The organism is Vulgatibacter sp. (assembly GCF_041687135.1).
Lineage (GTDB): Bacteria > Myxococcota > Myxococcia > Myxococcales > Vulgatibacteraceae > JAWLCN01.
The window spans coordinates 84,395-102,440 of record NZ_JAWLCN010000003.1 but is presented as its reverse complement, the minus strand read 5'-3'; the positions used below and the strand labels follow the sequence as shown (position 1 = coordinate 102,440).

Here is an 18,046-nt window from a genome sequence, read left to right as displayed (position 1 = left end):
TCCCCGGAGGCCGCCCTTAGCTTCCGGACATGCGCCACGTACTCGTCGTCGGAGGCGGATTCGGCGGGCTCATCGCCGCGAAGGAGCTGGGCAAGCTGCCGGTGGAGGTGACGCTCGTCGACCGGGCGAACTACCACCTCTTCCAGCCGCTGCTCTACCAGGTGGCGATGGCGGGCCTCTCCCCTTCGGACATCGCCGTCCCGATCCGCTCGATCCTCCACCGGCAGAAGAACGTGCAGGTGCTCCTCGACGAGGTCACCGGCGTGGACCTCGCGAAACGGCGCATCCACCTCAAGGCGGGCCGCGACAAGAGCTTCGACACCCTGATCCTCGCGGCGGGCGCCCGGACCAACTTCTTCGGCCACGACGAATGGTCCCGCTACGCCCTCGGCCTCAAGGATCTCGACGAGGCGGTCGAGATCCGGCGCCGCGTTCTCCTCGCCTTCGAGGCGGCGGAGCGCGAGCCCGATCCGGTGCGCCGCAAGGATCTGCTGCGCTTCGTGGTCATCGGCGGCGGCCCCACCGGCGTGGAGCTGGCCGGCTCGCTCTCCGAGCTGGCGCGCTTCGTCCTCTCGCGCGATTTCCGCGTGGTCTGTCCGGCGGACGCGGAGGTGACGCTGCTGGAGGCGGGGCCGCGGATCCTCCCGCCCTTCGAGCCGGCGCTCTCCGATAAGGCGGTGGAGCAGCTCCACGAGCTCGGGGTGAAGGTCCGCACCGGGGCGATGGTGACGAAGGTGGACGAGGCGGGGGTGCACCTCGGCGACGAGCTCCTTCCTGCCTCGACGGTGCTCTGGGGCGCAGGCGTGGTGGCCCGGCCGCTGGCACAATCGCTGGGGGTCGAGCTCGACCGCGCCGGCCGCGTGATCGTCGGCGAGGATTGCGCGGTGCCCGGCCACCCCGACGTCTTCGTCATCGGCGACATGGCCCATTTCCGCGGGGCGGACGGCAAGCCGCTGCCCGGCCTCGCGCCGGTGGCGATGCAGCAGGCGCGCCTCGTCGCCGCGAACGTGCGCCGCGATCTCGAGGGCAAGCCGCGCGCGCCCTTCCGCTACCGGGACAAGGGGATGATGGCGACCATCGGCCGCTCCCGCGCGGTGGCGGAGAAGGGCCGCCTGCGCTTCAGCGGCTTCCTCGCCTGGATGGCGTGGCTGGTGGTCCACCTCTGGTTCCTGGTCGGCTTCCGGAACCGCTTCCTCGTCTTCTACAACTGGGCCTACGGCTATTTCACCTACCGCCGCGGCGCCCGCCTGATCACCGGCAGGCGCCTCGAGGCCGGGGTGCCGGATCGGCTGGTGGCGCCCTCGGAGGTGGAGATGGAGGCGGAGATGCGGGCGGGACGGGAGCCGCCGGTGGAGGCGGCCGCCGACAGATCGCAGGTCCGGCACTGAGATGGCACGGCACTGGTACGAGGAGCAGGCGCGGCGCAGGGGACCGAGGCCGCCGCGGGTCCCCGCGGAGGCGAGCATCTCCCGGCGGCAGCAGCTGGTGGCGCTCCTCGAGCTCCGTGCGATGGACTTCGACGAGCTCCGAGAGGCCTTGCGGATGTCGGTCCGCGGTCTCGACGAGGCCCTCGGCCACGTGGAGAAGAGCCTGAAGCACACCGGGCAGGAGCTGGTGGTCGATCCGGCGGTCTGCTCCACCTGCGGCTTCGTCTTCACCGGCAGGGAGCAGCGCCACTTCCACCCGCCGGGACGCTGCCCGCGCTGCCGGGGCGAGCGGATCGAGGCGCCGCGTTTCTCGATCCGCGGGTAGCCTCACCTATCGGCCCCGGGCCTTGGTCACCGCGCGATCGTAGAGCGCGTTGGGCAGCAGCCGCCCCGCGCGGACCGCCGCGACCAGCGGCGCCGGGAAGGCCACCACCGCGTCGCCGTTCTCGATGCCCTGCACGATCTCGTCGACGGCGTCCTCGCAGTCGACGAGGAAGGGCATCTTGAATCTGTTGGCAGCGGTCATCGGCGTGCGCACGAAGCCCGGCTGCACGTCGGTGACGGTGACGCCGGTGCCGCGCAGATCCACCCGGAGCGACTCGAGGAAGGTGGAGAGGAAGGCCTTGCTCGCGCTGTAGGCGGCGCTGCGGGGCAGGCCGCGGAAGCCGGCGAGGGAGGAGACGCCGACGAGGTGGCCGCGCTTGCGCTCGACCATCCGCGGCAGCACCGCGGTGAGCGTCGCCGCTGCGCCAGCCACGTTGACGGCGATCGAGGGCTCGACGTCCTCCCAGCGGAGCTTGCCCGCCCAGCGCTCGTTGCCCACGCCGGCGTTGGCCACCACGAGATCGAGACCGCCCATCTCGTCGTCGGCGCGCTGCACGGTGGCGACCGACTCCGGCGCGTTGCCCACGTCGCCCTCGTAGATCCGCGCCATGCCACCGGCGTGGGCGATCTCCTCGGCGAGGGCTTCGAGGCGGTCGCGCCTGCGGGCGAGGAGGGCGACCTCGACGCCGGCGCGGGAGAGACGATGGGCGAGCGACCAGCCGATGCCGCTGGAGGCGCCGGTGATGAATGCGGTGCGGATGTCCAAGTGCGCTCCTCGTATCTTGTCCACTCGGCCCCGCTGGCGCGGAACCAAGCGGACAAGAGGCGCGCTTCGCGCGCAATGTTCTTTGCGTTGGAGCGCCCCACTGGGCGCTCCTCAATCGATCGGCGTGGTGAAGGGCGGTTCGAAGGTGTGGCGCTGCGCCGCGGGATCGTAGGCGAGGTGGACGAGCACGGCGGCGAGGTGGGCGGCGTCGATCGAGTGGAAGCGATCCCGCACCGTGCCGAGGCCGAGGGCCCCGGCGACGCCGAGGAGGGCGTCGCTCACCTTCGCACCGACCTGCTCCAGCGGGCGCGGCTCCGGACGATCGGGACCGCTGATGAAGGAGGGGCGGACGATGACCCAGGGCATGCCGCCCTGGCGCACCGCCTCCTCCGCCTTGCCGCGGGCGCGCAGGTAGGCGTTCGAGGAGGTGGCCGACGCGCCCAGGGAGGAGAGGTAGGTGAATTGCACGTCGCTGCGGGAGCGGGCGGCGGCCCGCACCAGCAGCGCGGTGAGGCCGTAATCCACCTTCTCGTAGCTCTCCGTGGCGCTCTGTCCCACCGCCTGCGCCCGCTTCTTCGTGGTTCCGACGAGGTGGAAGAGGTGGCTGATCCCGCGATCGGAGAGCTGCTCCGCGAAGGCGTCCTCGTCGTCCCAGGCGGTGCTGTCCACCTCGGCGCCGAGGGCGGCGAAGCGCTCGCGCCACATCGCCAGCTCGGGTGAATCGGGGCGCACGTGGGCGACCACGTGCTCGCCGCGCTTGCGGAGCTGCTCGACCACGGCCCTGCCGGTGTAGCCGGTGGCGCCGGTGACGAAGGCGGTGCTCATCGCTTCCCCCCCTTTCGTTTCAGCGGCTCTGGATCAGCTCGACCTTGTAGCCGTCCGGATCCTCGACGAAGGCGATCACCGTGGTGCCGTGCTTCATCGGCCCCGGCTCGCGGACCACCTTGCCGCCCGCCTCGCGGATCTTCTCGCAGGTCCCGTAGATGTCCTCGACGCCGAGGGCGATGTGGCCGTAGGCGTTGCCGAGCTCGTATTTCTCCGTGTCCCAGTTGTGGGTGAGCTCGAGGGCGGGGTGGGTCTCCTCGGGGCCGAAGCCGACGAAGGCGAGGGTGAAGCGGCCGTCGGCGTAGTCCTTCTTGCGGAGGAGCTGCATCCCGATCACGCGGGTGTAGAAATCGAGGGAGCGGTCGAGGTTGCCGACCCGCAGCATGGTGTGGAGAAAACGCATCGCCTCTGCTCCTTTGGCGCTGCCCCGTGGGCAGGAGAGGGGCAGCGCTATCGGATCCCGGTGGGGCATGTCCACCGGGAAGGCGGCGGGCGATCGGGCGGCTCGTTGGTCGGCCAACGTGCCTCCCCAAGGCGATTCATCGCCGCTCCAGGAGGAAGTCGTCCCAGGTGGTGCCGGCGAAGGTGGCCTGCAGGCCTGCGCTGCCGGCGGCGCCGAGGGCCTCGCTGCCGGTGTCGACGAAGTCGATGATCGTGCGGCCGTCGATGCGCACGACGAGATGCACGGCGCTGGAGCCGGTGGCTTCGAGCTCGACGTGGACCGGCGCGCCCGGGGTGATCGCGCGGGTGCGCAGGGCGAGGGTCTTGATCTTCGTGCCGCGGTAGCGGCGGAGCAGGACGCGGTCCTTCGAGAGGAGCACGAGGTAGCGATCGTTGCCCGCTGCGCGCAGGGTGAGGCCTGCGCCGTTGCCCTGGAGGCGGGCGGCGACGCTGCAGTCGAGGCAGGTGGCGCCGGTGCGGGCGACGCTGCTGCCGAGGTCGGCGACGGCGGCGCCGTCGACGAGGAACCTGCCGCGATCGGTGATCCAGCCGGGGCCGAGGTCGGCGGCGGTGCGATCGAAGGCGTCGGCGAAGAGGGTGAGGGGCGTGGTGCCGCCGGTGCCTCCCGCACCGCCGCTGCCTCCGGTTCCGCCCGTGCCTCCGGTACCACCGCTGCCGCCGCTGCCTCCGGTACCGCCCGTGCCGCCGATACCACCGCTGCCGCCGCTACCTCCGGTACCGCCCGTGCCGCCGATGCCACCGGTGCCGCCGCTCCCGCCCATCTCCGCCCACGCCAGCGCCAACGTCCCCCAATCCGCAGCGCTCGGCGCATCCCCGAAGAAGACCGGCACCCGCCCGCTCCCCACCGGCAGCTCCTCCGGCGCAGCCGGGTAGCCCTTGAAGCTCATGCTCCCGTCGAGCAGCACCGGCGTGCTCCACACGCCGCCCGCAAGGCGCCGCGTCCAGAGCTCGTGGTGCAGGTTGAGCGTCACCACCCGGTTCCAGAAGACCACCAGCTCCCCGCCGACCCGCGTCGTCGCCGGCAGGAGCGCCCAGTCCTGCCTGCCCTCGAGGAGCGTCGGCGCCGAGAAGGCCCCCGCCTCCCAGCGCCGGTGGCGCAGCCGCTCCGCCTCGTCCTTGTAGACGAGGTCCACCACGCCGCCAGGGCCCGGCGCCAGGCTCAGCGCCGCCCCATGGTAGATGCCCTCGGGGATCGCGCGCTGCACCGCACCCCAGCTGCCGAGCGGCGCCGTGTCGCTGCGCACCCGCAGGCGCGCGGCGCTGCCGGCGTCGTGGGCGTCGTAGAGGAAGCCGAGCCGCTGCCCGTCGTGGAAGAGCGCGCCGCCGCTGCGGGTCGCGAGCCGGTCCAGCGACGCCTGCTCCACGAAGCTGGCGCCGCCGTCGCTGCTCACCGCGATCACCGCGGTGGCGCCGCCGTCGCTCTCCAGCCGGAACGCCTGCACCCAGAGCCGGTCCTGCGAGTCGACCGCGAGATCGCCTCGGTAGTAGCCGCCGGAAGAGCTCGTGGAGTCGAAGACGCGCACCGGCGCCTCCGGCTCCCACGCGCCGGCGTGGTGCCGCCACCACTGGAAGAAGACGTCGTGGCGGGTCGACCCGGCGAGGGTCGGACCCTCCCAGGCATAGACCAGCGCGACGTCGTCCCCCACCCGAACCAGGTCGGCGCGATCCGCGTGGCTGGCGTCCCCCTGGATCGGCGCGTAGAAGCGCCAGCTCGCCCCCTCGTCGTCGCTGCGCCAGAAGGAGAGGCCGTTGCCGTCGCGCCCCTCCTGCTGCACCGCGAGGAGCCACACCGGCGGGCCGCCTGCAGGTGCGAGCCGGACCACGTGGCGCTGCGAGGGGAGGGTGAGGGCGTTGCCGCCGCCGATGGGCAGGAGCGGCGTCGAGGCCAGGAGCGCCAGGCTGCCCAGCAGGGAGGCGAAGAGACTCATGCCGCAAATCTGCGCGTCGCCCCCGCAGGCAGCCATGGACCAGGGCGCACCCGAAGCGCTGCACCGACCGGGCGGGTACTTCACCCGCCGTCCGTCACGTGCCCCGCTTCCGCTTGTACGGGAAGAAGCGCTCCTTCTCGCCGCGCTGCCAGGCGGCGCGGAGCTCCGGTGCGGTGGGATCCCAGTCGCTGCGGTAGCGCCTGCCCATCTCGCGGAAGTCCCGCCACAGCTCGTCCCGCGAGGGCCTGCCGAAATACCAGTAGCCGTTGTAGATGCGGAAGAGCCGCAGTCCCGGCTCGAGCAGCACCGCGTGCGGGATCATCGGATTGCGCACCGGATCGGTGTACTCGGCGATGTCGAGATCCTGCTGCACCGTCCGCTCCGGATCCGAGAGGAAGGTCCAGTGGGCCCCGAGCGCGCGGCGCCACTCCGCGCTCTGGAAGACCGGCTCGGTGCTCAGCGTGACGATCTGCACGTAGCCCACCACCAGCTGCGGATGCCACGCGACCATCTCCCGGTGGAAGAGCATCTCCTTGGGGCAATAGCCGCCGCGGGCGAGCAGGAGCAGCATCGGATCCTGCCCCTGCAGCTCGGAGAGCCGGCGCTGCTTCCCGTCCTGATCCGCCAGCTGGTAGTCGGGAAAGGTCGCCCCGGGCTCGATCCCTGCACGCATGGGCGGCACCGTGCGCATCGAGGGCAGCTGCCGCACTTCCCCAAAAAGGCTGGAAGCTGCGCTACCCTGCACCGCCCGCACGACCACCGCGCTTTTTGGAGGAGACCCTGGATTTCTCCATCGTCGATGAGTTCTTCGGCCGCTTCGTCGTGGAGCCGCTCGCTCGCGTACTCTTCCTCGACGCGGCCTTCTGGAGCGACCAGGTCACCGTCCCGATCGTCGTGGCCTGGCTCGCGCTGGGCGCCATCTTCCTCACCCTGCGCATGGGCTTCGTCAACCTGCGCGCCTTCCGCCACGCGATCGCCGTCACCGCCGGCCACTACGACGATCCCCGCGACGCAGGTGAAGTGAGCCATTTCCAGGCGCTCTCCGCTGCGCTCTCCGCCACGGTGGGCCTCGGCAACATCGCGGGTGTGGCGCTGGCGGTGAGCACCGGCGGCCCCGGCGCGACCTTCTGGATGATCGTCGCGGGCTTCCTCGGGATGACCTCGAAATTCGCCGAGTGCACCCTTGGCCAGCAATTCCGCCACGTCCGTCCCGACGGCCACGTGATGGGCGGCGCGATGTACTACCTGTCGCAGGGCCTGGCGGAGCTGGGCTGGGCCCGCTTCGGCAAGGTCCTCGCGGTGCTCTTCTCGGTGCTCTGTATCGGCGCCGCGCTCGGCGGCGGCAACGGCTTCCAGGTGAGCCAGTCGCTGGGCGCGGTCCAGGAGGTGGTTCCGGCGCTGCGCCAGGCGCCCTGGGCCTACGGCCTGCTCATGGTGGTGCTCGCGGGCCTCGTGATCCTGGGCGGCATCAAGCGCATCGCCCACGTCGCCTCCGCCGTGGTGCCGATCATGGGCATCGGCTACTCGCTCACCTGCGTCTTCGTCCTCGTCTGGTTCTGGGAGCGGGTCCCCGGCGCCTTCGCCGAGATCTTCGCCGGCGCCTTCTCGCCCGAGGCGGTCGCCGGCGGCGCCCTCGGCGTGCTCGTGATCGGCTTCCAGCGCGCCGCCTTCTCCTCGGAGGCGGGCATCGGCTCGGCGCCCATCGCCCACGCGGCGGCGCGCACGCCCTATCCCGTCCGCGAGGGGATCGTGGCGCTCCTCGAGCCCTTCATCGACACGGTGGTGATCTGCACGCTCACCGCGCTGGTGATCGTGATCACCGGCGCGTGGTCGAACCCCGACTACGCGCACCTCGTCTCGGCGAGCAAGGGCGCCGCGCTCACCTCCGCCGCGCTGGGCGAGGTGATCGCCTTCTTCCCCTACGTGCTCGCCGTCGCGGTCTGGCTCTTCGCCTTCTCGACGCTGATCAGCTGGTACTACTACGGCGATCGCTGCTGGACCTGGCTCTTCGGCGAGCGGGCCATCGTCGTCTACCGGCTGCTCTACCTCGGGGCCACGTTCCTGGGCGCCGTGATCACGGCGGAGAACGTCCTCGCCTTCGGGGACCTGATGCTCCTCTCGATGGGCTTCCCCAACCTGATCGGCGTGGTGCTGCTCTCCGGCAGGGTGCGCGAGGAGCTCGACGCCTACCTCACCCGGCTCCGGGCCGGGGAGCTGCCGCGCTACAAATGAGAGAGCGCGCCCTCGCGAGGCGCGCTCCCCGGGGGCCCGATCAGCGGCGGGGCAGCTGGTCCGCCGGCACGCTCGGGTCGAGATATTTGCCGAGCTTGTGGGTCAGGTAGTCCTTGGCCTTCTTGCGCCAGAGCATGCCCGGGTCCTTGCCGTCGAAGACGACCTTGTCGGCCCCGACGTCGACGGTGCCGTCGATCGAGACGACCATGTAGCGACCCTGGATCCGGGCGCTTTCGCCCTGCCAGGTGACGCCGATCCCGTGTTTGTTCTGGAGGTAGTCGCCGAGGGCCTGGAGCCGTGCCTTCGCCTCTGCCTGGGAGAGGCGGTGGGGGAAATCGATGTGCATGCCCACAAGCTACCAAAGCCCGTCGGGAGCCGCGACGTTCTCCTCGCGTGGACCGTGGGAGGGCGTTTAGGCTTGTCGGCATGAGTGAACTCAGCCGCACCCTGACCGACCTCAAAGACGCCTACCTCGCCCTCCACACGCGGAAGGAGGACCAGTTCTGGATCGCCAAGATGGGCCTGGCCGACGACAACGAGCAGGCGCAGCGCGCGCTCGGGGAAGCGGAGATCGCCCTCAACGAATTCCTGCAGGACACCGGCAGGCTCCAGCAGCTCCGCCAGCTCGAGGCCTCTGGCGAGGGGAGCGAGGCGGACCGCGCGGTGCTGCAGGGCTGGATCGCGCTCTTCGCCGCCCACGGCGTCGAGGACCCGGCGGCCCGCGCCCTATCCGCCAGCACCGTCGCCGCCGAGCAGGAGCTGCAGGTGGCCCGCGGCGGGCTGCAGCTGGGCTACGTCGATCCCGCGAGCGGCAAGCTCGTCCCCGCCTCCAGCGTGAAGCTCGGCACGATGATCCGCACCGAGCGCGACGAGGGTCGCCGCAAGGCGGCCTGGGAGGGCCTGCGCTCGATCGAGGGCTTCGTCCTCGAGCGCGGCTTCCTCGAGATCGTGAAGATGCGCAACCGCTTCGCGCGGATGCAGGGCTACGAGGACTACTACGACTACCGGGTGCAGACCGTCGAGCGGATGAGCAAGCGCGAGCTCTTCGCGGTGCTCGAGGATCTCGCCGACAGGACCGAGGCCCACACGAAGGCGGAGCTGGCGAAATTCGAGAAGGAGCACGGGGCGGGGAGCCTCGAGCCCTGGAATTTCGTCTTCCTCCGCTCCGGCTCGATCACCCGGGAGATCGATCCCTACTTCGGCTTCGCCGACGCCCTGGAGCGCTGGGGCCGCTCCTTCGCCGCCCTCGGCGTGAAGTACCGGGACGCGACGCTCACCCTCGACCTCGTCGACCGCAAGGGCAAATACGAGAACGGCTTCATGCACGGCCCCGGTCCCGCCTTCTTCGACGAGGGGAGATGGCGGCCGGCGCGGATCAACTTCACCGCCAACGCGCTGCCGGGGCAGGTGGGCAGCGGCGTCCGCGCGATGCAGACCCTCTTCCACGAAGGGGGCCACGCCGCCCACTTCTCCAACATCCTCGCGCCGGCGCCCTGCTTCAGCCAGGAGTTCGCGCCGACCTCGGTGGCCTACGCCGAGACCCAGTCGATGTTCATGGACTCGCTCCTCGGCGATGCGGATTGGCGCACCCGTTACGCCAGGGATGCCGAAGGCCGGCCGATGCCGTGGGAGCTGATCGAGCGCTCCATCCGCGAGGAGCAGCCGCTCCGCGCCTGGGACGTGCGCTCGATGCTCACCGTGCCCTTCGCCGAGCGGGCGATCTACGAGATCCCCGACGACGAGCTCACGCCGGAGCGCGTGCTCGAGGAGATCCGCGCGGTGGAGCGCCGGCTCACCGGGCTCACCTCGGCGGCGCGCCCGACGCTGGCGGTGCCGCACCTCCTCGCCGGCGAGTCGAGCGCCTACTACCACGGCTACGTGCTCGCCGAGATGGCGGTCTACCAGACCCGCCGCTTCTTCCTGCAGCGGGACGGCCACCTCGTCGACAACGCTCGGATCGGCCCCGACCTCGCCGCCGCCTATTGGGCGCCGGGCAACGCCGTCTCCTTCAACGCCACCCTCGAGGCGCTCACCGGGCGCAAGCTCGAGGCCGATGCGCTGGTGGAGGAATGCCTGCGCAGCGTCGACGGCGCGCTGGAGCTGGCCCGGACACAGGTCGAGCGCCTCGCGCAGGTACCGGTCTTCGACGGCCCGGTGGAGCTGGAGGCCAAGGTGCGGGTGGTCCACGGGCGCCAGATCGTCGCCGACACCGAGGAGGGCGGGTTCGCTGCTGCCGCCGCGCGCTTCGCCGCGTGGGTGGACGAGCAGGCCCGCGCCGCCTCGTGATCGTCGAGGAGCTCTGGTCGGCGCGGGACGAGGCGACGCTCAAGGCCTTCCGTGCCGCGCTCCTGCGCAACGATCTCGCCGGCGCGCTCTTCGCGGTGGAGGGCGCCGGCCCGCAGGCAGTGGAGCAGAGCCGAAGCCGGATGCTCGGCTGGGCCCGCGCGATCGCCGGGCGGGTGCCGCCCTCCGGTGATCCGACCGCGCAGTGCGAGGCGCTGGCCGAGGTGCTCGCCAGGGAGAACGACCTGCGGGGCTCCCCGGCCACCTTCCAGAACGAGTGGGCGAGCCATCTCGGCGAGGTGCTCGAGCGCCGGCGCGGCCTGCCCATCCTGCTGGCTGCGGTCTGGATCGAGGTGGGCCGCATGGCAGGGCTCGAGGTGGCGGGCATCGGCCTGCCCGGCCACTTCCTCGTCCGGGTGGGGGGCCGGCAGGGCGTCTTCGCCGATCCCTTCAGCGGGGGCCGGATCCTCTCGGTGGACGAGTGCCGGACCATCGTGCGCCGGCTCTCCTCCGGGCGCGCGCCGTGGCACGCGTCCTATCTGGCGCCGCGGAGCCTGCCGCAGATCACCGAGCGGGTCCTCAACAACCTGGTGAAGCTCTACGAGGCGAGGGAGGCGCGGGCGCCGCTCTACCGGACCCTCTCCTTTCTCTCGGTGGCGCGGCCCGACGCGCCCGGGCCCCTGCTGCAGCGGGGCCTGGTGGCCCTGGAGCTGGGGGCGATCCCCTGGGCGCAGCGGGACCTGGAAGAGGTCCAGAAGCGTTATGCGGGGACCTCGGAGGCCGCCACCGCGGCGGAGCGGCTCGCCTCCCTGCGGGGCTCGCTCCTCCACTGACCGCGCAGCCGGCGGGGGCTGCCACCTGGATGCCATCGGATCGCCATGCACCTGTCGCATGGCGGACACGATCCATGGTAGGGGGGCAGCAACTGCTGGAGGTGCAACATTCGCCCCGTCTTCGTCGTCCTCGAGCTGCTCGGTGCCCTCGGCGTCTTCCTGCTCGGCATGAAGATCATGTCCGAGGCGCTGCAGCGTGCTGCAGGGAGTCGCCTCAAGGGCTGGCTCGGCAAGATGACCGCGAACCGCTTCGCCGGTGTGCTCAGCGGCGTCGCGATCACCACGATCGTCCAGTCGAGCTCCGCCACCACCGTGATGGTGGTGAGCTTCGTCTCCGCGGGGCTGCTCTCCCTCGCCCAGGCGATCGGCGTGATCATGGGTGCCAACATCGGCACCACGCTCACCGGCTGGATCGTCTCGATCCTCGGCTTCAAGGTGAAGCTAGGCGCCTTCGCCCTGCCGGCGATCGGCATCGGCACGCTCCTCGGCTTCACCCGGGGGCAGCAGAAGCGGCAGTGGGGCGAGGTTCTCCTCGGCTTCGGCCTCCTCTTCCTCGGCATCGCGCTGCTCAAGGATTCGATCCCGCCGATCGACGGGCCGGAGCAGATCGCCTTCGTCAAGGAGCTGGGCGGCTACGGCTTCCTCTCGGTGCTGATCTTCGTGGCGATCGGCACGCTCCTCACCATCGTGCTCCAGTCGAGCTCGGCGACGATGACGCTGACGCTCACCATGGCGGCGATGGGCTGGCTGCCCTACGACGCTGCGGTGGCGATGGTCCTCGGCGAGAACATCGGCACCACCGCCACCGCCAACCTGGCGGCGATCGGCGCGCCGGTGAACGCGCGGCGGGCGGCCAGGGTGCACCTCATCTTCAACCTGCTCGGCGTGGCCTGGGCGCTGGCGCTGCTCAACTTCTACCTGCTGCCGGTGGTCGACGCGCTGGTGCCCGGCGATCCGGCGGCGACCGGGGAGGCCGCAGCCGGCGTGATCACCACCCACCTCGCCGGCGTGCACACGCTCTTCAACGTCACCAACACCCTGCTGATGATCCCCTTCGTGCGGCAGCTCGAGTCGATCGTCACCCGTTGGGTCCCGGAGCCGGCGGTGGCGCCGCGTCCCTCGCGCCTGCACTACCTCAGCCCCGCGGGGATCGAGACCCCGGAGCTCCTCCTCGTCCAGGCGGGCCGGGAGATGCAGCACATGACCGAAGTGGTGCGGGAGCTCTTCGGGGACGCGATGCGGATCATCACCCATCCCTCGGCGAAGCTGGGGACGCTGGTGGAGGAGACCCTGCAGCGCGAGGAGGTGGTGGACGACCTCGAGCGGGAGATCTCGGAGATCCTCACCGACTCCACCTCCGCCGGGACCTCGTCTGCCACCGCCCGGCGGATCGGCGAGATGATCCAGAACACCCACCGGCTCGAGCGGATCGGCGACCATTGCGCCGTCCTCGTCCGGATCGCCCGGCGGGTCTACGACAGCGGCAACCGCTTCGGCGACGACGACGTGCAGGATCTCGCCAGGCTCGGGGCGCTGGTCGACGAGGCCCTGGCCAACCTGGGGGCCTACCTGGCCGGTGACGCGAGAGCCGCGGCGAAGGCCGAGGCGATCGAGGGCCGGATCGACGCGACCCGCCGCGAGCTCCGGCAGGGACACGTCGAGCGGATGAAGATGATGACGGGCGAGCAGATCCAGGCGCAGCTCGCCTTCCTCGACACGCTCACCCACCTCGAGGAGGCGGGCGATCGCGCGGTCGGGATCATCCGCCTGGCGGAGTCGACCCGGAAGGCGGCCTGAGCCCGGGCGGCGGCACCTGCGTCGCTGCGGGTCCCACGTGGGACGGCGCGGGACGTCGGAGCCGACCCGCCAGGGGCGATCGGTCCCACGTGGGACGAGTGTGGGACGTCCGCGCCGACCCACCGGGGGTGAGCGGTCCCACGTGGGACGAGTGTGGGACGTCCGCGCCGACCCACCGGGGGTGAGCGGTCCCACGTGGGACGAGCGTGGGACGAACCTGCAGCCCGCCTACTGCGGCGCGTAGGTCGTGCAATCCGCGTGGCCGGCGTGGTGGCGCACGTGGATCGACTTCGCGTGGCAGCTCAGGTCCTTGTTGTGCTCGCAGTTGCCCACGTGGCACGCGCCTACCAGCGCCTTGGTCCGCCCGTGCACATGGGCGCCGTTGGCGATGTAGGTATCGCACTCGGGATGGTTGCCGCCGACGTTGATCGCCGGCGCGTGGCAGTCTTTGTCCACGTTGTAGAAGCACTCGGTGGCCTCGCAATCCGAGACCTTCGGCATTCGCAGCTGGGTGAGCATCGCCCTGGCCTCCCGGCCGCCTCCAGAGGGCGGCCTGCACGAAACGGTCGACGTCCGTCGTCGCCGGACGCAGGACAACGCTAGGGTTCGTTGGGGTCACCGTGCCTGCACCTTCGTCCGGAGGCCATGCGGGCAGCCGCGGCCCAGTCCTGCGCACAGGCCACAGGCCGCGTTCGCGACGAAGTGCCGCCGGGCCCTCTTTGTGGCTAGCGTTCCCCCGGATCGGAGCTACGAGTCGCGTGCCTGAAGGGAGCAACGACGGAAATGTGGAACGACAAGTACAAGAGCGCCGCAGAGGCCGTGACCGCGATCAAATCGGGAGACCGGGTCTTCCTCCACGGCGTGGCGGCGACCCCCTTGCGGCTCATCGAGGCGATGACCGCCCGGGCCCCCGAGCTGCGGAACGTCGAGGTGACCGCCCTGCACACGGAGGGGCCCGCCCCCTACGCGGACCCGGGCATGGAGGAGAGCTTCCGACTCAACGCGCTCTTCGTCGGCGCGAACGTGCGCAAGGCGGTGCAGGAGGGGAGGGCGGATTACCTGCCCGTCTTCCTCAGCGAGGTGCCGCTCCTCTTCCGGCGGGGCATCCTGCCGATCGACGTGGCGCTGATCCACGTCTCGCCGCCGGACGCCCACGGCTACTGCTCCCTCGGCACCTCGGTCGACGCAGCACGGGCCGCGGTGCAGGTGGCCCGGCACGTGATCGCGCAGGTCAATCCCAACATGCCCCGGACCCACGGCGACGGCCTCATCCACGTCACCGAGATCGACTCGCTGGTGCGGGTGGACGATCCCCTGCCGGAGCACCAGCCGCCAGCCCTCGGTGCGACGGAGTTGGCCATCGGCCGCCACGTCGCCAGCCTGGTGGAGGACGGCGCCACCCTGCAGATGGGCATCGGCGCCATCCCGGACGCGACCCTCGTCGCCCTCAAGGACCACAAGCGCCTCGGCGTCCACACCGAGATGTTCTCCGACCGGGTGATCGAGCTGGTGGAGCGGGGGGTGATCACCGGCGAGGCCAAGCGGATCCACCCCGGCAAGATCGTGACCGGCTTCGTCAACGGGACGCGGCGCCTCTTCGACTTCGTCGACGACAACCCGCTCGTGGCGATGCTGGACATCAGCTACGTCAACGACACCGCCGTGATCCGCAGGAACCCGAAGGTCACCGCGATCAACAGCGCGATCGAGGTCGACTACACCGGCCAGGTGGCGGCGGACTCGATCGGCGAGAAGCAGTTCTCGGGGATCGGCGGCCAGATGGACTTCATCCGCGGCGCGGGCCTCTCCGAGGGCGGCAAGCCGATCATCGCGCTGCCTTCGGTGACGAAGCGGGGCGAGTCGCGCATCGTGCCCTTCCTCAAGACCGGCGCCGCCGTCGTCACCACCCGGGCCCACGTCCACTACGTGGTCACGGAGCACGGCGTCGCCCATCTCTACGGCAAGAACCTGCGGCAGCGCGCCCGGGCGATGATCGACATCGCGCACCCCGACCACCGCGAGAGCCTCGCGCGCGAGGCCCACCGCCGCTTCGGCAGCATTTGATCGGCGCTCCCACGTGGGACGGAGGGGCCTCGGCGCACGACGTGCCGGGGCCCTTCTCGTCGCAGGGGAGCCAGGAGGGGAGCCAGGGGAGCCACCACCGTTCGTCCGGTTCGCCGACCCGGACGGTCCGGTTCTGCATCCCGAACCACCCCCAGGAACGACGATGCCGGCCCATGGCTGGGCCGGCAACGGAGCGCGCCTGGCATCGCGCTCTCTCGCTTCTCTACCTGCGTCGCGACAGCTGCCGCTTACGCCTTGCGGCGGCGCCGGAGCAGCGCCCCTGCGGCGACCACCAGCGGGAGCAGGCCCGCGGGACCGGTGGCAGCGGAAGCGCCGCCGCAGCCGGCCTGCGCCTCTTCCTCGCTGATCAGGCCTGCCTGGATCTGCTCGATCTCGTAGGCGTCGAACGTGGCGTCGGCGTCACTCGAGGTCGGTGCGGAGGTCGGTGCTTCGCCGGCAGGCTCGGCGGTCTCGCTGGAGCCTGCGCCCAGGGATGCGGAAGCGGAGCCGTAGCCGCCCCTGCCTCCGTGGAAAGCTGCAGACCCGCCCTCGCCGTTCCAGCTGGGGTGGAAGAAACCGACGTGCCGGATGCGGCCGTCGATCACGACACCGCCTGCGGATGCCTGCAGGGGGGCGAAGAGCCCCACGGCAGCGACGGCGGCGAGCATCATGTTCCGCTTCATTTCGATTCTCCAGCATCACGCTGCAGGTCCGCCCGGAACCCGATCACCAGCGTGTAGTTGGGCTTGCGACCTTCGACCTGGCCGGACGCGACCTTCTCCAGCGCGCGCCGCACGAGGGCCTCGGCCTCACCGAGGCGATCGGCAGCGTACATGGCGCTGTAGAAGGTCAACACGGCCCGCTCCGCCTCGGACGCCACGGTCCGCTGCCTCGCGCAGCGCCGCACCGTCTCGAGGATTCGATCATCTTCCGCTGCTGCCGGCGCCGGGACGTTGGACGTTCCCACCACCACCAACGTACCTGGCCGCCTGGGGCCACCGGGCACGTCGGACAGCGCGTTCAACTCCTTCAGCAATTCCTGTACCAGCCCGCCGCGAAGCCCCCGCTGCGCCTCGGCGTCGAGGACGAGGTCGAGCTGCGCGATGAAGCCCTGGTTCGGCTCCCGCACCAGCTGCACGAAGCTCGGCAGCATGTAGCGCGAGAGGAAGGTGACCATGCCCTCCTGCCGGGAGGAGACCACCATCCGCGCCACCGGCTGCCACCTGCCATCCTCGACCTTGAGGATGCCGGCGCGCTCGAGCCGGCGGAGCCGCTTTTCGACGGTCGCACGATCCGCATCCCCCTCCAGCACCAGCTCCTCGACGGAAGCGGGCTCGGAGAGCACGCGCACGACCAGCGACAGCCCATCCTGCAGGGCGTCGTAGGCCGTCTCGCTGCGGAACTCTGCAACCTCGGAAGCCATGGGCTAGTTCGATTCCTTCGTCTCGTCGCCGAAGACGTCGTGGTAGAGCTGCCAGGCCACGCTCTTGGGCGGCATCTCGTGGTTCTTGCTGCCGAAGAACTTCCGGAACTCGCTCTGGTTGTTCGCGCCGCTCAGGACCCAGAGGGCCGCCTTGGTTGCAAGGCTCGTGCGCGACATGAGGTTCCGGTAGCTGTCCGGCACGGGCTTCTCACCGGCGGTGAGCGAGTCGCGGAGCTCCCGGAGCACGCGGGTCAGCTTGAGCAGCGTGGCGTCGGGGATCCCGTGGAGGCCGGCGATGTGGCGCACCACCTGTGCCTCGACGGCGAGGTCGAAGCGATCCTCGATGTCCTCGCGATCCCACGCGCCGCGCTCCGCCAGCGGGTTCGCGCCGTAGAAATCGGCGAGCACCTTCTCGACGGCGGCGCTCTCGAGCAGCTCGGGCGCGGGCTCGCCCGCGGCGAAGACCGCGTCGCGCACCATCTCGCGCAGGCGCCGGACCGAGCTCTCCTCGTTGGCCACCACGGCGCCTTCGATGTCGGCGAGGGCGCGGCGGGTGAAGCCCTCGAAGCCCTCCCAGCCCCGATCCTTCGCAGCCTCGAGGGCGAACTGCTGCGCCAGCTCGCCCACGTCCTCGCGGCGCTGCCAGAGGGGCAGGAGCGCGATCTTCGCGGGGGCGCGGTCGAGGAGGTCGCGGCGGAACTTGCCGTCGCCTGCGAGCTGCACCAGGTCGAGGTTCGAGACCAGGACGATGAGCGCGTCGGTGCGCTGCAGCGCGGTGGACCCCACCGGCCGGTACTCGCGCTCGCCGATGAGGCGGAGCAGCCGCCCCTGCGCCTCGACCGAGAGGTTCTGCACCTCGTCGAGCACCAGGGTGCCGCCCTTCGCCCGTTCGAGCAGGCCCTTGTTGTCGGCGGTGGCGCCGGTGAACGCGCCCTTCTTGTGGCCGAAGAGCGCGCTTTCGAAGAGCTGGTCCGGCAGGTTGCCGCAGTTGACCTCGACGAGCTCGCCGTTGCGGCCGAGCTGCTCGCGGGCCACCTCGTGCACGAGCGCGGTCACGAGCTCCTTGCCCGTGCCGGTGGAGCCGGTGACACGCACGGTGTCGCGGCCCCTGCGCGCGAGAACCGAGGCCTGGACCTGCGCCGCGATCTCCTCGCGGAATCGCGTGCCCACGATGCCCAGCCGGTCGCACGTCTGGAGGATTGGATCCATCCGTTGCCCCTTCCCGACGGCCTTGCAGCGCATGCAGGACCGCCAGAGGATCAGCCTACCATCAACCCGTGGACGATTCCCGGGTTCGGATTTCCGAACCCCAGTCCACTACCTCGAACCGGGAGGTTCGAATGAGCGAAAGACCTACCCCGGATGAGCCTGACGAAGCAACCGAGCCCCTGGAGGTCCCGATCGACGGGACCCTGGACCTCCACACCTTCGCGCCGCGGGACCTGCCCGACGTCCTCGACGGCTATTTCGACGCCTGCAGGGAGAAGGGGATCCTCTCGCTCCGGGTGATCCACGGGAAGGGAAGCGGGATGCAGAAGGCCCGGGTCGAGAAGCTGCTGGCGAAGGACCCGCGGGTCCGCTCCTTCCGCACCGCCGGGATCGGCGCCGGCGGGTGGGGCGCCACCCTGGTCGAGCTCCACCCGCTCTAACGGCAGGAACGGCGACGGCCACCCCGGGATCGC

The 18,046-nt window shown here is 71.0% G+C and carries 18 protein-coding genes; 8 read left to right on the top strand and 10 right to left on the bottom strand.

The window, feature by feature from the left end; all coding sequences use genetic code 11:
- Positions 1-29 precede the first annotated feature (29 nt).
- Entirely contained in the window at positions 30-1,388 is a 1,359-nt protein-coding gene (locus ACESMR_RS07925) for an NAD(P)/FAD-dependent oxidoreductase (protein WP_373046511.1), read from the top strand.
- Position 1,389: 1 nt separating this feature from the next.
- Complete coding sequence (locus ACESMR_RS07920; protein ID WP_373046510.1) at positions 1,390-1,752, top strand: hypothetical protein; 363 nt, start codon at positions 1,390-1,392, stop codon at positions 1,750-1,752.
- A gap of 6 nt (positions 1,753-1,758) precedes the next feature.
- Here ACESMR_RS07920 and ACESMR_RS07915 read toward each other — a convergent pair whose 3' ends face one another.
- The 5 genes from ACESMR_RS07915 to ACESMR_RS07895 form a co-directional block, all read right to left on the bottom strand.
- On the bottom strand, positions 1,759-2,517 hold the full coding sequence (locus tag ACESMR_RS07915) for an SDR family NAD(P)-dependent oxidoreductase (RefSeq protein WP_373046509.1): 759 nt from the start codon (positions 2,515-2,517) through the stop codon (positions 1,759-1,761).
- A gap of 111 nt (positions 2,518-2,628) precedes the next feature.
- A complete protein-coding gene (locus tag ACESMR_RS07910) occupies positions 2,629-3,342 on the bottom strand; it encodes an SDR family oxidoreductase (protein WP_373046508.1) in 714 nt (237 codons plus the stop codon).
- A gap of 19 nt (positions 3,343-3,361) precedes the next feature.
- A complete protein-coding gene (gene gloA, locus ACESMR_RS07905) occupies positions 3,362-3,745 on the bottom strand; it encodes a lactoylglutathione lyase (protein WP_373046507.1) in 384 nt (127 codons plus the stop codon).
- 136 nt (positions 3,746-3,881) lie between these two features.
- The gene (locus ACESMR_RS07900) at positions 3,882-5,732 is read right to left on the bottom strand and encodes a hypothetical protein (RefSeq protein WP_373046506.1); all 1,851 of its coding nucleotides are present in this window, start codon (positions 5,730-5,732) and stop codon (positions 3,882-3,884) included.
- 94 nt (positions 5,733-5,826) lie between these two features.
- Positions 5,827-6,405: a redoxin domain-containing protein gene (locus ACESMR_RS07895; RefSeq protein WP_373046505.1), complete on the bottom strand. Its 579-nt coding sequence runs from the start codon at positions 6,403-6,405 to the stop codon at positions 5,827-5,829.
- A gap of 95 nt (positions 6,406-6,500) precedes the next feature.
- Here ACESMR_RS07895 and ACESMR_RS07890 point away from each other — a divergent pair, with 95 nt between their 5' ends.
- Entirely contained in the window at positions 6,501-7,964 is a 1,464-nt protein-coding gene (locus ACESMR_RS07890; protein WP_373046504.1) for an alanine/glycine:cation symporter family protein, read from the top strand.
- Between the two features lie 40 nt (positions 7,965-8,004).
- Here the strand turns inward: ACESMR_RS07890 and ACESMR_RS07885 are convergent, their stop codons facing one another.
- On the bottom strand, positions 8,005-8,310 hold the full coding sequence (locus ACESMR_RS07885) for a polyhydroxyalkanoic acid system family protein (protein ID WP_373046503.1): 306 nt from the start codon (positions 8,308-8,310) through the stop codon (positions 8,005-8,007).
- Positions 8,311-8,390: 80 nt separating this feature from the next.
- On the opposite strand from ACESMR_RS07885, the gene ACESMR_RS07880 reads away from it, so the two are divergent.
- From ACESMR_RS07880 to ACESMR_RS07870, 3 genes are all read left to right on the top strand, one after another.
- Entirely contained in the window at positions 8,391-10,250 is a 1,860-nt protein-coding gene (locus tag ACESMR_RS07880) for a M3 family metallopeptidase (protein ID WP_373046502.1), read from the top strand.
- A complete protein-coding gene (locus ACESMR_RS07875) occupies positions 10,247-11,080 on the top strand; it encodes a transglutaminase family protein (RefSeq protein WP_373046501.1) in 834 nt (277 codons plus the stop codon). Before ACESMR_RS07880 ends, ACESMR_RS07875 begins: the two co-directional genes overlap by 4 nt.
- Positions 11,081-11,188: 108 nt before the next feature.
- On the top strand, positions 11,189-12,877 hold the full coding sequence (locus ACESMR_RS07870) for a Na/Pi cotransporter family protein (RefSeq protein WP_373047103.1): 1,689 nt from the start codon (positions 11,189-11,191) through the stop codon (positions 12,875-12,877).
- A 228-nt stretch (positions 12,878-13,105) separates the two neighbouring features.
- Here ACESMR_RS07870 and ACESMR_RS07865 read toward each other — a convergent pair whose 3' ends face one another.
- Positions 13,106-13,396: a DUF1540 domain-containing protein gene (locus ACESMR_RS07865; RefSeq protein ID WP_373046500.1), complete on the bottom strand. Its 291-nt coding sequence runs from the start codon at positions 13,394-13,396 to the stop codon at positions 13,106-13,108.
- Between the two features lie 264 nt (positions 13,397-13,660).
- Between ACESMR_RS07865 and ACESMR_RS07860 the strand changes: the two genes are divergently transcribed.
- Positions 13,661-14,941: an acetyl-CoA hydrolase/transferase family protein gene (locus tag ACESMR_RS07860; RefSeq protein WP_373046499.1), complete on the top strand. Its 1,281-nt coding sequence runs from the start codon at positions 13,661-13,663 to the stop codon at positions 14,939-14,941.
- Positions 14,942-15,189: 248 nt separating this feature from the next.
- Here ACESMR_RS07860 and ACESMR_RS07855 read toward each other — a convergent pair whose 3' ends face one another.
- From ACESMR_RS07855 to ACESMR_RS07845, 3 genes are read right to left on the bottom strand one after another with little or no spacing between them, the layout of a single operon-like run.
- Entirely contained in the window at positions 15,190-15,624 is a 435-nt protein-coding gene (locus ACESMR_RS07855; RefSeq protein WP_373046498.1) for an MYXO-CTERM sorting domain-containing protein, read from the bottom strand.
- Positions 15,621-16,364 carry a hypothetical protein gene (locus tag ACESMR_RS07850; RefSeq protein WP_373046497.1) on the bottom strand — a complete coding sequence of 248 codons (744 nt, stop codon included), beginning with the start codon at positions 16,362-16,364 and terminating at the stop codon, positions 15,621-15,623. Before ACESMR_RS07850 ends, ACESMR_RS07855 begins: the two co-directional genes overlap by 4 nt.
- A gap of 3 nt (positions 16,365-16,367) precedes the next feature.
- Entirely contained in the window at positions 16,368-17,573 is a 1,206-nt protein-coding gene (locus tag ACESMR_RS07845; protein WP_373046496.1) for a sigma 54-interacting transcriptional regulator, read from the bottom strand.
- Between the two features lie 131 nt (positions 17,574-17,704).
- Here ACESMR_RS07845 and ACESMR_RS07840 point away from each other — a divergent pair, with 131 nt between their 5' ends.
- Positions 17,705-18,013 carry a Smr/MutS family protein gene (locus ACESMR_RS07840; RefSeq protein ID WP_373046495.1) on the top strand — a complete coding sequence of 103 codons (309 nt, stop codon included), beginning with the start codon at positions 17,705-17,707 and terminating at the stop codon, positions 18,011-18,013.
- Positions 18,014-18,046 lie beyond the last annotated feature (33 nt).

Coding starts and splice junctions, on each gene's coding strand:
- ACESMR_RS07925 (WP_373046511.1), top strand. CDS start 30: ATGCGCCACGTACTCGTCGTCGGAGGCGGATTCGGCGGGCTCATCGCC.
- ACESMR_RS07920 (WP_373046510.1), top strand. CDS start 1,390: ATGGCACGGCACTGGTACGAGGAGCAGGCGCGGCGCAGGGGACCGAGG.
- ACESMR_RS07840 (WP_373046495.1), top strand. CDS start 17,705: ATGAGCGAAAGACCTACCCCGGATGAGCCTGACGAAGCAACCGAGCCC.
- ACESMR_RS07900 (WP_373046506.1), bottom strand. CDS start 5,732: ATGAGTCTCTTCGCCTCCCTGCTGGGCAGCCTGGCGCTCCTGGCCTCG.
- ACESMR_RS07885 (WP_373046503.1), bottom strand. CDS start 8,310: ATGCACATCGATTTCCCCCACCGCCTCTCCCAGGCAGAGGCGAAGGCA.
- ACESMR_RS07850 (WP_373046497.1), bottom strand. CDS start 16,364: ATGGCTTCCGAGGTTGCAGAGTTCCGCAGCGAGACGGCCTACGACGCC.
- ACESMR_RS07865 (WP_373046500.1), bottom strand. CDS start 13,396: ATGCTCACCCAGCTGCGAATGCCGAAGGTCTCGGATTGCGAGGCCACC.
- ACESMR_RS07880 (WP_373046502.1), top strand. CDS start 8,391: ATGAGTGAACTCAGCCGCACCCTGACCGACCTCAAAGACGCCTACCTC.
- ACESMR_RS07910 (WP_373046508.1), bottom strand. CDS start 3,342: ATGAGCACCGCCTTCGTCACCGGCGCCACCGGCTACACCGGCAGGGCC.
- ACESMR_RS07855 (WP_373046498.1), bottom strand. CDS start 15,624: ATGAAGCGGAACATGATGCTCGCCGCCGTCGCTGCCGTGGGGCTCTTC.
- ACESMR_RS07845 (WP_373046496.1), bottom strand. CDS start 17,573: ATGGATCCAATCCTCCAGACGTGCGACCGGCTGGGCATCGTGGGCACG.
- gloA (WP_373046507.1), bottom strand. CDS start 3,745: ATGCGTTTTCTCCACACCATGCTGCGGGTCGGCAACCTCGACCGCTCC.
- ACESMR_RS07860 (WP_373046499.1), top strand. CDS start 13,661: ATGTGGAACGACAAGTACAAGAGCGCCGCAGAGGCCGTGACCGCGATC.
- ACESMR_RS07895 (WP_373046505.1), bottom strand. CDS start 6,405: ATGCGTGCAGGGATCGAGCCCGGGGCGACCTTTCCCGACTACCAGCTG.